The sequence below is a fragment of the Pelagibius sp. genome, assembly GCF_028281305.1.
Lineage (GTDB): Bacteria > Pseudomonadota > Alphaproteobacteria > Kiloniellales > Kiloniellaceae > Pelagibius.
On record NZ_JANQKD010000114.1, the window covers coordinates 1 to 14752 of the forward strand.

Below are 14752 nucleotides of genomic sequence, written 5' to 3' on the forward strand. Positions count from 1 at the left end.
AGCGCGACCTCTCGCTGGCCTACTCCCCCGGCGTCGCCGTCCCCTGCCTGAAGATCGCCGCCGACGAGGCCAAGGCCTACGACTACACCGCCAAGGGCAACATCGTCGCCATCATCTCCAACGGCACCGCGGTGCTGGGTCTCGGCGACCTCGGCGCCCAGGCCGCCAAGCCGGTGATGGAAGGCAAGGCCGTCCTCTTCAAGCGCTTCGCCGACGTCGACGGCATCGACCTGGAGGTCGACACCCGCGAGGTCGACGACTTCGTCAACTGCGTGCGCTTTCTCGGCAAGTCCTGGGGCGGCATCAACCTGGAAGACATCAAGGCGCCGGAATGCTTCATCATCGAGGAGCGGCTGAAGGAGCTGATGGACATTCCCGTGTTCCACGACGATCAGCACGGCACCGCCATCATCACCGCCGCCGGCTTCCTCAATGCCCTGGCGCTGACCGGCCGCTCCATTGAGAAGACCAAGGTGGTGATCAACGGTGCCGGTGCCGCCGGCATCGCCTGCGCCGAGCTGATCAAGGCCATGGGGGTGCCGCACGACCTGGTGGTGCTCTGCGACACCCGCGGCGTCATCTATCAGGGCCGTGAAGAGGGCATGAACCAATGGAAGTCGGCCCATGCCGTCGACACCAAGGCGCGCAGTCTGGAAGACGCCTTCGAGGGCGCGGATGTCTGCATGGGGCTTTCGGTGAAGGGCGCCTTCACGGCGGAGATGATCCGCTCCATGGCCGATCAGCCGATCATCTTCGCCATGGCCAACCCGGACCCGGAGATCACGCCGGAGGAGGTGGCCGAGCTGCGCGAGGATGCCATCGTCGCCACCGGGCGGTCCGACTATCCGAACCAGATCAACAACGTCCTCGGCTTTCCCTACATCTTCCGCGGCGCGCTGGACGTGCGCGCCTCGACCATCAACATGGAGATGAAGATCGCTGCCGCCCAGGCCCTGGCCGAACTGGCCCGCGAGGACGTGCCGGACGAGGTCGCCCAGGCCTATCACAGCAAGGCGCTGCGTTACGGCCCGAGCTACATCATTCCGGCGCCTTTCGACCCGCGCCTTATCGTGGCCGTGCCCAAGGCAGTGGCCAAGGCGGCGATCGACAGCGGCGTTGCGCGGCAGCCCATCGACGACATGGCAGCTTACGAGCAACAACTCTCCGCCCGCCTCGACCCCACCGCCTCCAGCCTGCAGCGGATCTTCGACAAGGTGCGCCAGAACCCCAAGCGCGTGGTCTTCGCCGAAGGCGAGGAGGAGCGCAGCATCCGCGCCGCCCTGGCCTTTCAGCAGGCCGGCTACGGCACGCCGGTTCTGGTGGGGCGCGAGGAGATCGTGCGCGCCACCATGAAGTCCATCGGCCTGGAGAAAAGCCAGCTCGAGATTCACAACGCGCGGCTGTCGAGCAACAACGCGCGCTACGTCGACTATCTTTATAAGCGCCTGGGACGGCGCGGCTCCCTGCGCCGCGACTGTCAGCGCATGGCCAACCAGAACCGCAACGTCTTCGCCGCCTGCATGGTCGCCTGCGGCGAGGCCGATGCCATGGTGACGGGTCTGACGCGCAGCTTCGGCGTCGCCTACGAGGACATCCGCCGCGCCATCGATCCGCTGCCCAAGCAGCGCGTCTTCGGCCTTTCGATCATGGTCATGCGCGGGCGCTCCGTCTTCATCGCCGACACCTCGGTGCACGAACTGCCCAACGCCGAGCAGCTGGCCGACATCGCCATGCAGGCCGCCGCCCAGGCGCGCGCCATGGGCCACGAGCCGCGGGTCGCGCTGCTGTCTTATTCCAACTTCGGCAACCCCTGGCACCCGGCAGCCCAGCGCATCCGCGATGCGGTCCAGATACTCGACCTGCGCGAGCCCGACTTCGAATACGATGGCGAAATGCAGGCCAACGTGGCGCTGAACTACGACCTGATGCAGGACCACTATCCGGTCTCGCGCCTCTCCGGCCCGGCCAACGTCCTGGTGATGCCGGGTCTGCATTCGGCCAACATCACCGCCAAGCTGGTCCAGCAGGGCGGCGGCGGCACGGTCATCGGACCGGTCCTCATCGGCCTGGCCAAACCCGCCCAGGTGGTGCAGCTGGGCGCCACGGTGAACGATCTGGTCACCGCCGCGGCCCTGGCGGCCTACGAGTCCCAGACCACCGGCGAGCTGCTCTGAACCGGCGGCTGCCGCCATGCCTGCAGAAGCGCCTGAGAGCGGTGCAGCGCGGAAACGCCCGCTCGGCGTGACCTTGCTCAGTCTGTGGATGGGATGGCTGACGTTTTGGGCTGTGTTCGGGGCAGCACTATCTGCAACCAAAGAAGTCGGCTGGCCCGTCTACATCGATGTCATAATGGGCGCCTATGCGCTCACGGCAGGGGCGACGACCCTTGGCCTGTGGCGCATGAAGCCTTGGACGCTGACCGCCTTTCGGACCTGGGGGGTGGTCTGCCTGGGTCTGATGATCGTCTTCTTTCTCCCCCTCCAGATGCCGGAACGCCTCGCGGCGGAGCCGGTGGAAGTAGGAACTCTCTTCGTCGCGACCACCGGCACCATGATCCTGGTCTACTGGCTTATGCACCGATACATCAAACGCCGCGTTGCCAATCCCCAGTGAAGCCATTGCAAAACCTTCACGACCTCGGGCGCAGGCACATGCTAATATGCGCGTTGACTTGCAGGTGATTGCGCCCCACAAACCGCCCATGTCCGGCAGCCGTTCATGATCGAAGAGCCCTCAGACCGTCCGGCCAGGGCCGCCACGCCACAGACCGACGCACCGCCGCCGTTCTATGGACGGGTGGTGCTGGCCACCGTGGTGCTCTGCGTTCCGGTGGCGCTGATCCTTGGCGCTTTCGTGCTGGGCGGACAGCTCGCCATGACGGCCGCCGTCGTCGGCGGCGTCGCGATCCTGGCGCTGATGGCGGTGATGCTGAACCAGCACTTTCGCCGCGTGCGGACCCTGACCCGCTATCTCGGCCGGCTGCGCGAGGCCGGCGACGACAGCCCGCTGCCGCCGGCGCCCTCCGGCGGCGACCTGCTGTCGCCGGGGCTGGTGGACGCCATCGCCGAGACGGCGCGCGAACAGCGGGCAAGGCGCAACGACCTGCAGGACACCATGGCGATGAACGCCGCGGTGCTGGCGGGTCTGCCCGACCCCCTGATCCTGGTGGCCGAGAACCGCCGGGTGCTGCGCCTGAACCCCGCCGCCGAGGCCCTGCTGGGACAGGACCTCGCCGGCCGCGATCTGGCGCTCGGCCTGCGCAACCCGGACCTGCTGGCCGCCGTCGACGCGGTGCTGCAGGGCGGCGAGCAGGAAGCGGTGGAGTTTTCCATCCCCGGCAAGGTCGAGCGCAGCATCGCCGCACGGGTGCTGCGCCTGCCGGCGGCCGCGCCGCAGCAGGCGCGGCTGATGATCGCGCTTTACGATCTGACCGGCGTTAAACAGACCGAGCGCATGCGCGCCGACTTCGTGGCCAACGTCAGCCACGAGCTGCGCACACCGCTCAGCAGCCTGATCGGTTTCATCGAGACCCTGCGCGGCCCGGCGCTGGAAGATCAGGAGGCGCAGATCCGCTTCCTGAAGATCATGGAAGAACAGGCGCACCGCATGTCGCGCCTGGTGGACGACCTGCTGTCGCTGTCGCGCATCGAACTGCAGGAGCACACCCCGCCGGACAGCGAGTGCGATGTCGCGGAGATCCTGCGCTCCGCCTGCTCGACCCTGGAGCTGGAGGCGGCGCGCTACGGCATGCGCATCGACCTCGCCTGCGAAGCTCTGCCGCCGGTGGTGGGCGTTTACGACGAGCTGACCCAGGTGGTCCAGAACCTGCTCGATAACGCCCTGAAGTACGGCTACGAGAACACCGTGATCCGGGTCGCGGCCCGGCCGCTGTCCAAGGGCGGCGCCGGCGAGCGCCGGCTGGGCCGCGCCGGGGTGAAGATCTCGGTTTTCAATGAGGGCGAGGGGATCGAACGCGAGCACATCCCGCGCCTCACCGAGCGCTTCTACCGCGTCGACAGCGGCCGTTCGCGGCGCCTTGGCGGGACCGGCCTGGGATTGGCGATCGTGAAGCACATCGTCAACCGCCACCGCGGCGTCCTGGAGATCGAGAGCCGCCCTGACGAGGGGGCGACCTTCTCGGTCTATCTGCCCTCCGCCGTGCCGGCTGAGGCCGGCCTTGCGCCCACGCAGTCCAAGGCCTCCTGAAGGCATTCTTTGCCCTCGGGCGTGCGCCGCGGGAGGCCCTCGCCCGGGAAAAGGTTAATTTACAGTGGAAATATCGAGAATCTCCGTGTCTGTCATCTAACTGTCACAAATCTGCAGTAATACCATCGCTGAGCGACCGTAGTTTGGGCCCGCCGACGAGAGGTCGGCGCCAACGTTGTTCCCGGCTTGGGCCTTGAGAGGGCCGAAGGGAAATCGCCGGAAGGCAACATCGAGACAACATCACCAATGGGCATTCAGCGGAGGTACTCCCCGTGAGCAAAAGAACGCTAGCCGTGGCGGCCGTTGCCGGCTTTGTCATGGTCGCGCCGGCTTTGGCCGAGGCGCGTGATCAGATCCGCATCGTCGGGTCTTCGACCGTTTTCCCCTTCTCCACGGCAGTGGCCGAGAATTTCGGCCGCACCAGCGGCTTCAAGACCCCGGTGGTCGAGAGCACCGGTTCGGGCGGCGGCATGAAGCTGTTCTGCGCCGGCGTGGGCACCGAGCATCCGGACATCACCAACGCCTCGCGGCGCATCAAGCAGTCCGAGTTCGAGATGTGCGGCGAAAACGGCATCACTATCACCGAGGTGAAGATCGGCTTTGACGGAATTGTCCTGGCCAACTCCAAGGCGCATTCGCCTTTCGCCCTGACCAAGAAGCAGATCTTCCTGGCTCTGGCCAAGGAGATCCCGGTCGACGGCAAGCTGGTCGCCAACCCCAACAAGCTCTGGAGCGACATCGATCTGTCGCTGCCCGCCGAGCGCATTGAGGTTCTGGGCCCGCCGCCGACCAGCGGCACCCGCGACGCCTTCGTCGAGCTGGTGATGGAAGCCGCCGCGGAGGAGTTCCCGGAGATCAAGGCTCTGGACAAGAATGCCTTCAAGGCCGCTGCGCATTCCGTGCGTGAAGACGGCGCCTTCGTCGAGGCCGGCGAAAACGACAACCTGATCGTACAGAAGCTGGAAGCCAATCCGAATGCACTCGGCATCTTCGGCTTCAGCTTCCTCGACCAGAACGCCGACAAGCTGCAGGGCGCGACCGTCGGTGGCGTTGCGCCGGAGTTCGAGAACATCGCTTCCGGTGAGTACGGCATCTCCCGCTCGCTCTACTTCTATGTGAAGCAGGAGCATGTCGGCACCATCCCCGGCATCAAGGAGTTCGTGGCCGAGTTCACCTCCGACAAGGCCTGGGGCGACGAGGGTTACCTTATGGAAAAGGGTCTGATCCCGCTGCCCACCGGCGACCGTAAGTCGATGATGGAGTCGGCTAACGGCATGGCTCCCCTGAGCATGTAATCGGGGCATGTAATCGGGTGAGAGTCCGGTGGAGAGAGATCTCCGCCGGACTCGCTCCCCAAGAACAACGTCAATGAAACCTGCAATCACAGAACCGGTCGGAGCAATCACCGCCAAGGTGTGACAAAGCCGGCGCCCCGGCCCTTCGACCGCGAAGGGTGCGTTGGGAAGGGCGCAGGCAGGCTCCTTCCTCGAGATCCGATGGGCCGCCATGAACAGCTTTCTCCTTATCGCGATCCTGCTGGTACTGGCCTCCGTCGGCTACCAATTCGGACAACGGCGCGCCCGTTCTGTGAGCGGCGGCCACCCGTCGACGCTCCATTCGCGGCCCCAATACTACGGCTTCTACGTCGCGCTCTGGTGCGGCATCCCGAGCGTTCTGCTGATGGCGCTCTGGCTGATCCTGGAGCCGCATGTCGCCGAGTGGATGCTGATCTCCAATCTGCCGGAAGACATCCAGAGCCTGCCGGAAGACAGGCTTTCGCTGCTCCTGAACGACGTCAAGAACCTGGCTTCCGGCAACATCGTCAGCCGCGAGGTCGATGCCTCGCTGCAGGCCGCCGCAGACGGTTACGCTTCTGTGCGCCAGATCGGCAACGCCGCCATGACGGTGGTTGCCATCGCCATTGCCGTGCTCGGCTTGGCGTTCGCGCGCAAGCGCATCTCGCCGGAACTGCGCGCCCGCAATCTGGTGGAGCGCACGGTCAGCGTGCTGATGATCATCGCTTCGACCATCGCAATCCTCACCACCATCGGCATCGTGATGTCGCTGCTGTTCGAGGCCATGCGCTTCTTCGCGCGGGTTCCCTGGTATGAGTTCCTCTTCGGCCTGGAGTGGAGCCCGCAGACCGCGCTGCGCGCGGACCAGGTTGGCGCCTCGGGAGCCTTCGGTGCCATTCCGCTCTTCGCCGGTACGCTGCTGATCACCTTCATCGCGATGTGCGTGGCGGTGCCGATCGGCCTGTTCTCGGCCATCTATATGTCGGAGTACGCGCCGCAGCGCATGCGCGCCATCGTCAAGCCGATGCTGGAAATCCTGGCCGGTGTGCCGACAGTGGTCTACGGCTTTTTCGCCGCCCTGACCGTGGCCCCCTTCATTCGCCGCACCGGTGAGTCGCTCGGCATGACCGTCTCTTCTGAATCGGCGCTGGCCGCGGGCGTGGTCATGGGAATCATGATCATTCCCTTCGTCTCCTCGCTGAGCGACGATGTCATGAACGCGGTGCCGCGCGCACTGCGCGACGGCGCCTTTGCCCTCGGCGCGACCAAGTCGGAGACCATCAAGCAGGTGATCTTCCCGGCCGCCCTGCCCGGCATTGTCGGCAGCCTTCTGCTTGCCATGAGCCGCGCCATCGGCGAGACCATGATCGTGGTCATGGCTGCGGGCCTGGCCGCCAACCTGACCGCCGATCCGCTGGAAGCGGTTACCACCGTGACGGTGCAGATCGTCACCCTGCTGGTCGGCGACCAGGAATTCGACAGCGCCAAGACCCTGGCGGCCTTCGCCCTGGGGCTGGTGCTCTTCGCCGTTACACTCACGCTCAACGTGATCGCCTTGAACGTGGTCCGGAGGTACCGAGAGAAATATGACTGACAGCACGGCACCTACCGCGGCCCTGCGCCGCGCCGACCTCTCGGAAGAACGTCTGGGCCGCCGCTACGCCGCGGAGAAGCGCTTCCGGGCCTACGGACTGATGGCGATTTTCGCCGCGCTGGCGATTCTGGGCCTGCTGATCGGCACCATCGTGCTGAACGGCTACACCGCCTTTGTCCAGACCCACATCGCCGTTCCGGTCTACCTGGACCCGCAGGTCATCGACCCGCAGGACACGAACGACCCGCAGATCATGGGCCGCGCCGACTATCAGGGCCTGTTGCGGACGAGCCTGCGCGACCGCTTTCCCGATGTGAGCGGACGCCGCGACCGCCTCAAGCTCTACGGCATCCTCTCCAACGGCGCCGGGCTGGACGTGCGTGACGCAGTGCTCTCCGACCCGTCGATCATCGGCACGACGCAAACCCTCTGGGTCAAGTCCTCCGACGACATCGACAGCCTGGTGAAAGGCTACATCGACCGCACGCTGCCGGAGTCCGACCGGCGGGTGAAGGACAACGAGATCGTCTGGATCGAAGCGTTGGAGGCCGACGGCGCGATCGAGACGCAGTTCAACACCACCTTCTTCACCGCCGGCGACTCGCGCGAGCCGGAGCAGGCCGGCATCTGGGGTGCCGTTGTCGGGTCGTTCTACACCCTGCTCATCACCCTGGTCCTGACATTCCCCATCGGCGTGCTCTCCGCGGTCTACCTGGAAGAGTTCGCGCCGAAGAACAAATGGACTGATCTGATCGAGGTGAACATCAACAACCTGGCGGCGGTGCCTTCGATCATCTTCGGGCTGCTGGGCCTGGCGGTGTTCCTCAGCATTTTCGGGCTGCCCCGCTCGGCGCCGCTGGTCGGCGGCATGGTGCTCGCGCTGATGACCCTGCCGACCATCATCATCGCTGCGCGCGCCGCCCTGAAGGCCGTTCCGCCCTCAATCCGCGAAGCCGCCCTGGGCGTCGGCGCCTCGCGCCTGCAGGTGGTGACCCATCACGTGCTGCCGCTGGCGCTGCCGGGCATCATGACCGGAACCATCATCGGCATGGCACAGGCCCTGGGCGAGACCGCGCCGCTGCTGATGATCGGCATGGTCGCCTTCATCGTCGACATTCCCGGCGGCGTCACCGACCCGGCGACCGTCCTGCCAGTGCAGATCTTCCTCTGGGCCGACGCGCCCGAGCGCGCCTTTGTCGAGAAGACCAACGGTGCCATTATGGTGCTGCTGGGCTTCCTTATCCTCATGAACGCCCTTGCCGTTCTGCTGCGCAAGCGCTTCGAGCGCCAGTGGTAGAGAAGGACAGCAGGATCGAACGATAGTGGAGACCGCAATGGAAGCAGTCGCAGAAGCCGCCGCGCCAAGCCCGGCCCTCAGGAACTCGCCGAAGATGACCTCGCGCAAAACGGACGTCTACTATGGCGAGAGCCAGGCCCTGCGCGACGTCGATCTGGATATCGGCGAGAATCAGGTGACGTCGCTGATCGGCCCCTCCGGCTGCGGCAAGTCCACCTTCCTGCGCTGCCTGAACCGGATGAACGACGTCATCGACGGCTGCCGGGTGGAAGGCGAGATCACCCTGGACGGCATCGATGTCTATCGCAGCGGGCTGGACGTGGTGCAGCTGCGCGCGCGGGTGGGCATGGTGTTCCAGAAACCCAACCCCTTTCCCAAGTCGATCTACGACAACATCGCCTATGGCCCGCGGCTGCACGGCATCGCCGAGAGCAAGAGCGAGCTCGACGACATCGTCGAACTGAGCCTTTCGCGCGCCGGCCTCTGGGAGGAGGTGAAGGACCGCCTCACCTCCCCCGGCACCGGTCTTTCCGGCGGCCAGCAGCAGCGCCTTTGCATCGCCCGCGCCATCGCGGTCAATCCGGAAGTGATCCTGATGGACGAGCCCTGCTCGGCCCTCGATCCGATCGCCACGGCGAAGATCGAGGAACTGATCGACGAGTTGCGGCAGAACTTCACCATTGTGATCGTCACTCACTCGATGCAGCAGGCGGCGCGCGTTTCGCAAAAGACCGCCTTCTTCCATCTCGGCAACCTGGTCGAGGTCGGCGACACCGAACAGCTTTTCACCAATCCGCGCGACGAGCGGACCCAGGGCTACATCACCGGCCGCTTCGGGTGACCCCGGGGACGCCGCGCCGCTAGCACCCTAGCCCGACCACTCTCGCCAAGCCGAAGGACCGGCAGATATGAACAGCGAACACATCGTCAAGTCCTTTGACGAAGAATTGCAGCAGCTGAACACCGTGGTGCTGCGCATGGGCGGTGTGGCTGAGGCGCAGTTTGCCGGCGCGATCGACGCCCTGGTGCGGCGCGATTCCGCGTTGGCGGAGAAGGTCGTGAAGGGCGACGAAGCCGTCGACCAGATGGATCTGGAACTGGACGAGGACGCGATCCGCACCCTGGCACTGCGCCAGCCCATGGCCAACGATCTGCGCGAGGTGATCTCGGCGCTGAAGATCTCCAGCGACCTGGAGCGCATCGGCGACTACGCCAAGAACATCGCCAAGCGCACCATCGCGCTGAACCAGTTGGCGCACCACGAAGCGGTGCGATCCATTCCGCGCATGGCCAAGCTGGTGCAGGCGATCATCAAGGACGTGCTCGACGCCTATGCCAATCACGACGCCAACCGTGCGCTGGACGTCTGGCATCGCGACGAAGAGGTCGACGAGATGTATACGGCGCTTTTCCGCGAGCTGCTGACCTACATGATGGAAGACCCGCGCAACATCACGCCCTGCACCCATCTGCTGTTCATCGCCAAGAACGTGGAGCGCATCGGCGACCACGCCACGAACATCGCCGAGACAACGTACTACCTTACGACGGGCAAGCGCATCGAAGGTGGACGACCGAAGAGCGACACCACGAGCTTTCAGGTTGTCGAACCCGAAGGCGAAGAGGCCGCCCAGGACGGGAAGGAGAAGGAGGGCGCGTGAGACCTCTTGTTCTGATCATCGAGGACCAGGAAGCCCTGGTCACCATGCTGCGCTATAACCTGGAGGGTGCCGGCTTCCGGGTGAACACCGCGAGCGACGGCGAAGAAGCACTGGTGGTGGCGGCGGAAGAGGTGCCGGACCTGATCCTGCTCGACTGGATGCTGCCGCTGATGTCCGGCATCGAAGTCTGCCGCCAACTGCGCAGCAAGCCGGACACCAAGCGTGTGCCGATCATCATGCTGACGGCGCGCGGCGAGGAGAGCGACAAGCTCCGCGGCCTCGACAGCGGCTGCGACGACTACATGACCAAGCCGTTCTCGCCGGCCGAGCTGATCGCGCGCATCAATGCGGTCCTGCGCCGCAGCAAGCCGGAGCTCAGCAGCGAAATGCTGGCCTTCGAGGACCTGGCCATGGATCTGGCGGCCCACCGGGTCCGCCGCAACGGCCATGACGTACACCTTGGCCCTACCGAGTTCCGCCTGCTGCGGCATCTGATGCAGAACCCCGGCCGGGTCTTCACCCGCGAGCAGCTTCTCGATTCGGTCTGGGGGCGCGATGTCTATGTGGAGCCGCGCACGGTCGATGTGCATATCCGCCGGCTGCGCAAGGCCCTGAACCAGAACGGCAGCGAAGACCTGATCCGCACCGTGCGTTCTGCCGGTTACTCGCTGGACCGGCCCGGCCCCTGACGGCGCCGTCCTGCTTGCAGTCGCACGCCCAAGCTTCTTCGCAGGCTTGCGCTCAAACGCAATCCGTCTTGGGTCGTTGGGCGCCAAGCGCAGTCTGCCTGGAAGATTCGCCGCCCGCACGCCAGAGCATGACGATCCAGGCAAGGAGAACCGCCAGGGTCAGCAAGACCCAAAGCGCCAGAAACGCGGTCACCCCAGGCGCCAGCTCCGGCAGATGGCGTGTGCCATCGATGACCGGGCCCGCCGCCCGGTAGCGCAGGTATCCCAGCGGCAGGCTGGCCAGGACGACCATGAGCGAACCCGCCAGTACGGTCCTCATTCCGGACCACCGGTTCGCTGTCGGCCGGCCGGCCGCCCGACTCAGGCGCAAGACATGCAGATAGGCGCCGGTCAGACAAAGCCCGGAAAGGGCAACGCCAAAGACAAACCAGATTGCCTTGGAAACAAGGCCGCCAAAGTCGCCGAAGTGAAGCGGGTCGGCCGTGTTGGTCCAGCGAACGTAGAGGCCCCCGTCGCCCGCCTTGTAGTTCGTCAGCACCGAGCCGTCGCGGGCCCCGACCATCACGTGGTTCGCCCGGTCCCGCACCAGGATGGACCCGGTCTGACCTTCCGCGTAGAGCGCCCCTCCGAAGCGGCCGCCAGGAGGGACAATCGTTTCGATGCGCAGGTCCGGCCGTGCAGCGCGGACACTGGCCAAAAGCCGGTCAAGCGGCAGCGGCGCCTCTGCCTCCGCTGCAGCGCCGGGCCCTTGGACACCCGGAACCACCTTGAGGGCTTCAATGCCGTACCAGACCCCGGTTATGGCGATGACCGCGACAAACCAAAGGCCCCAGAGACCGCTCAGCTTGTGAAGCTCGCTCCACAAGGCCCGCGGCGAACCGGCGCGGAAGGAAAAGAACCGCCGCCACCAGCGCTTGTAAAAAATCAGCGGCGTGATGAATGAGACCAGAAGGGTCAGCCCGAAGGCCGAGACCAGAAGAATGCCCGCCGACCCGGGAATGAAGAGGCGGCGGTGCAGGTCGCGGAAGATGCGCTGCAGATTGACCGCGCTGCGAGCACCCTGCAGTTTTCCGGTGTAGGGATCGACATACACTCGCACAAAGCGCTGCTCCGGCAGATCCACGACGATCTCGGCCGCCGACCTTTCGTAAAGCGGCGCGGTCAGGAAGTGGATCTCTTCGACCGGGTAGGCCGCCTTTACCGCGCCGACAAGGGCTTCCCAGCCCAGGGCCTCGCCGTCTGGCTGAACGCGTGCCTCGGGTGTGACCAGCCAGTCGATCTCATGGGAGACCGTCGCAACGGTTCCGGTCCAGCAGACGAAGAACAGCAGCAGACCGGTAATGACGCCGGTAAAGCTGTGTACGCGAAACCAGCCGCGCGAAGTCATGCAGGCGTCTCCTCCTCTGCTGCCTTCACGACCGGCCCCACGACGTCACCACTTGATCGCGTAGCGCAGCACCACCGTCGTGCCGGGAAAGGGCACATGGTCGGTCTGACCCAAGATCGAATTGCGGTTTATCTGGGATCTCGGATTGAACTCGGTCGTGTTGAAGAGATTCTCGATGCCGATCTGAAGCTTGCCGGGCCCCGCGTCGAGTTCCGCGAAGAAGTCCACGAAGGTCTGTGCATCGACCCCAAACTCGTTGAGCGCCGGGCTTGCGTTGGCGGAAAGCTGATGCGTGACCTGCAGGCGGTTGCGCCACCAGGCGAAGGGGCTGTAACCGACATATCCGGTGAAGCGCGGGGACTGGACCGTTTCGGGACCCAGATCAACGGTGTTTCCGTTTTCCAGTTCCGTTTCACCGTCGCTGAAAGAGAAGCTGCCACCGAAGCCCCAGTCCTCAAAGGGCTGCGTGTCCAGCGTCGCTTCAACACCCCAGATCTCTTGAGGGCGGCGCACGGGGGCGGCGAATCCCGTTCCCGGGACAACGTCGTACTGATTGGCACTATCGGATTCGCTGTAGAAGGCCGAAGCCGAAACCTGGACTCTATCCCATTCGCCCCGGATGCCGATTTCATACTGATCGGTCGTCGCTGGCTCTGGCCGGATTTGGTCGGCAGAGGTGATGCTGGTCAGGCGCGGAGCACGCGCCAGATCGAGCACATCGGCAGCCTGGGTAAAGCTGCCATAGAGTTCAATTTCATCGGTAGCGAAGTAGACGAGACCGGCGTTGTAGAGAAACTGATCGTAATCGACCTCGCCCCCCACGAAGGGCCCACCGAAAAAGGGCGACAGATTGCCGGATCCGATGTCCACAACGCCATATTCGTAGCGCAGTCCACCGGTCAACAGGAAGTAGTCGGTCACCGGAAGCCGAATCTGCGCGAAGGCGGCCGTGGTGTTCTCCGTCGCTTCCGGAACCAGGAAGAGCACCGGAAGTCCCAGGTTGTTGGTTTCTTCAGCCTCGTACTCGAAGACCTGGGCGTCGCCGCCCCATATCAGCGCGGCCCCTTGGAAGAAGGTGTCGTCAAGAAACCCGAGCGGCGTCTCGACGCTGAGCCTGCCGCCCAGGCGTTCATTGTCCTCGCGCACCTGCAGGATCGTGCCGCCACCGACGTCACCGGGAATCTGCCGGAGGGATCGGTCCTGGTAATAGCCCGTCAGGCTGACCCGGCTGCCGAAGACGTCGTCGTTCTCGTAACTGACGGTTCCGATGTATTGACTGCGGAAGGAGTCGTCGAAGATGCCGCCGAAGCTCTCAAAATCCACGGTCGAGGTTTTTGTGTCGGTATCCGGATCGCCGTCAGCCACGGCAATGAACTCAGGCTCCTGATCCGTCTTGACGAAGAAGTGCGTGAACTTTATCCGCGAGTCGTCATCGACGTTGACCGTGAAGGCGGCGTTGGCGTCGATGACATTGCTGTTGGGGAAGGTGCTGTCGCTGTCCGGCAAGGGATCGCCGTCCGGATCGAAAAGCGTCCCGTTGATCTTGCCGCCTACCTCGAGCCAGAAGTCCACGGCGCCTTCGCTGCCGGTCAGGCTTTGGCGCAGCTCCGGGCTGATGCTTTCCTCCAGATCCGTTGGCTGGAACGAAAACCCCAGCGTGGTCTGAAAGGTCGGCTCGCCGGGAACCGGCTGGGCGGTCAGGAAGTTGACCGCGCCACCGCTGGCACCGAAGCCAAAGGTGGCGTCGGCTCCGCGGACCACCTCAACCCGCTTGAACGCGGAGGGCGGCACGTCGTAGATCGCGTTGGCGGAGGGGCGGAAGCGCTGGTTGATTTCGATGTTGTTGATGCGAAAAGACGCGTCTCGCCCGCGCAGTGCGCCACTGCTGCCGAGCGGGCTTCGGACGCTGATCCCCGGCACGGCTTTAAAGAGCCCGCCGATCAGATCGCGCTGAAGGCTCGGCTGTTCCTCCAACTCCTGCTCGCCGAGAACAGTGACGGAGGCGGGCAGTTCGGAAATCGGCCGCTCGAAGCGCGAGGCTGAGACGACGACTTTGTCCGTTACCACTGGTTCACCGGCCTCCGGACCGGCGGTCTGGCTGCCGGAGCGGGCAGCCGTCAGCATCACGGTCGTCGCGTCCAGATAGCGGAATTCGAGGCCGGAGTCGGCCAGCAGGCGGGTCAGCGCTTCATCGGGTGTGAGATTGCCATCCACGCGGGGGCTCTGAAGCCCTTCCAGCAAAGCGCTGTCGACAGCCACCTGCAGGCCCGCCTGGCGCCCGAACTGGGTCAGGGCGGAGGACAACGGCTGAGGCGGGATGGCGAAGGTCCGGGTCGCGGCCTGGGCAATCTGATTGCCGGCGGGCAGGCTGATGGCGCGGAGCGGTGGCGTGCTGGCATCGCGTTCCATCTCCAGGAGCTGCTGCTGCCAGTCGCCGGCCTTTGGCGCCGCCGCGGGCAGTACCAGCAAAACACCGCCAACCCCTGCAAGACCGGCCCCTACGATCACGCCGCTACGGCGCGGCGTCCTTCGATCCTTCATCCTCACTGCTATCCCCCCTCACGCAAAAACGCGGCACGAAGGCCCGTGCCGGTCCCCTATTTGCGAATGCGACGCATTCGTC

Annotated in this window: 11 protein-coding genes; 9 read left to right on the forward strand and 2 right to left on the reverse strand. The window is 65.0% G+C overall.

All coding sequences use genetic code 11. The features are described 5' to 3' along the window. The 9 genes from Q0982_RS21675 to phoB all read left to right on the forward strand — a co-directional run. Window positions 1–2174: NADP-dependent malic enzyme (locus Q0982_RS21675; protein WP_299399687.1), on the forward strand; the 2174-nt coding region annotated here is incomplete at its 5' end. Window positions 2175–2241: 67 nt separating this feature from the next. Further along, complete coding sequence (locus Q0982_RS21680) at window positions 2242–2613, forward strand: hypothetical protein (RefSeq protein WP_299399689.1); 372 nt, start codon at window positions 2242–2244, stop codon at window positions 2611–2613. Between the two features lie 105 nt (window positions 2614–2718). Further along, entirely contained in the window at window positions 2719–4206 is a 1488-nt protein-coding gene (locus tag Q0982_RS21685) for an ATP-binding protein (protein WP_299399691.1), read from the forward strand. Between the two features lie 272 nt (window positions 4207–4478). Next, window positions 4479–5501 carry a PstS family phosphate ABC transporter substrate-binding protein gene (locus Q0982_RS21690; RefSeq protein WP_322097084.1) on the forward strand — a complete coding sequence of 341 codons (1023 nt, stop codon included), beginning with the start codon at window positions 4479–4481 and terminating at the stop codon, window positions 5499–5501. A 211-nt stretch (window positions 5502–5712) separates the two neighbouring features. Then, the gene (pstC, locus tag Q0982_RS21695; RefSeq protein WP_299399694.1) at window positions 5713–7095 is read left to right on the forward strand and encodes a phosphate ABC transporter permease subunit PstC; all 1383 of its coding nucleotides are present in this window, start codon (window positions 5713–5715) and stop codon (window positions 7093–7095) included. After that, window positions 7088–8392, forward strand: coding sequence for a phosphate ABC transporter permease PstA (gene pstA, locus Q0982_RS21700; protein ID WP_299399696.1), 1305 nt, complete (start codon window positions 7088–7090; stop codon window positions 8390–8392). The genes pstC and pstA overlap by 8 nt, the downstream gene beginning before the upstream one ends. Window positions 8393–8429: 37 nt before the next feature. Then, window positions 8430–9233 (forward strand): phosphate ABC transporter ATP-binding protein PstB, encoded by an 804-nt coding sequence (gene pstB / locus Q0982_RS21705; RefSeq protein WP_322097085.1) that lies wholly within the window; start codon window positions 8430–8432, stop codon window positions 9231–9233. Between the two features lie 67 nt (window positions 9234–9300). Further along, entirely contained in the window at window positions 9301–10053 is a 753-nt protein-coding gene (gene phoU, locus Q0982_RS21710) for a phosphate signaling complex protein PhoU (protein WP_299399699.1), read from the forward strand. Then, window positions 10050–10742, forward strand: coding sequence for a phosphate regulon transcriptional regulator PhoB (gene phoB / locus Q0982_RS21715; RefSeq protein WP_299399701.1), 693 nt, complete (start codon window positions 10050–10052; stop codon window positions 10740–10742). Before phoU ends, phoB begins: the two co-directional genes overlap by 4 nt. 52 nt (window positions 10743–10794) lie before the next feature. Here phoB and Q0982_RS21720 read toward each other — a convergent pair whose 3' ends face one another. After that, a complete protein-coding gene (locus Q0982_RS21720) occupies window positions 10795–12129 on the reverse strand; it encodes a PepSY domain-containing protein (protein ID WP_299399703.1) in 1335 nt (444 codons plus the stop codon). Between the two features lie 45 nt (window positions 12130–12174). Next, window positions 12175–14670 carry a TonB-dependent receptor gene (locus Q0982_RS21725; protein WP_322097086.1) on the reverse strand — a complete coding sequence of 832 codons (2496 nt, stop codon included), beginning with the start codon at window positions 14668–14670 and terminating at the stop codon, window positions 12175–12177. Window positions 14671–14752 lie beyond the last annotated feature (82 nt).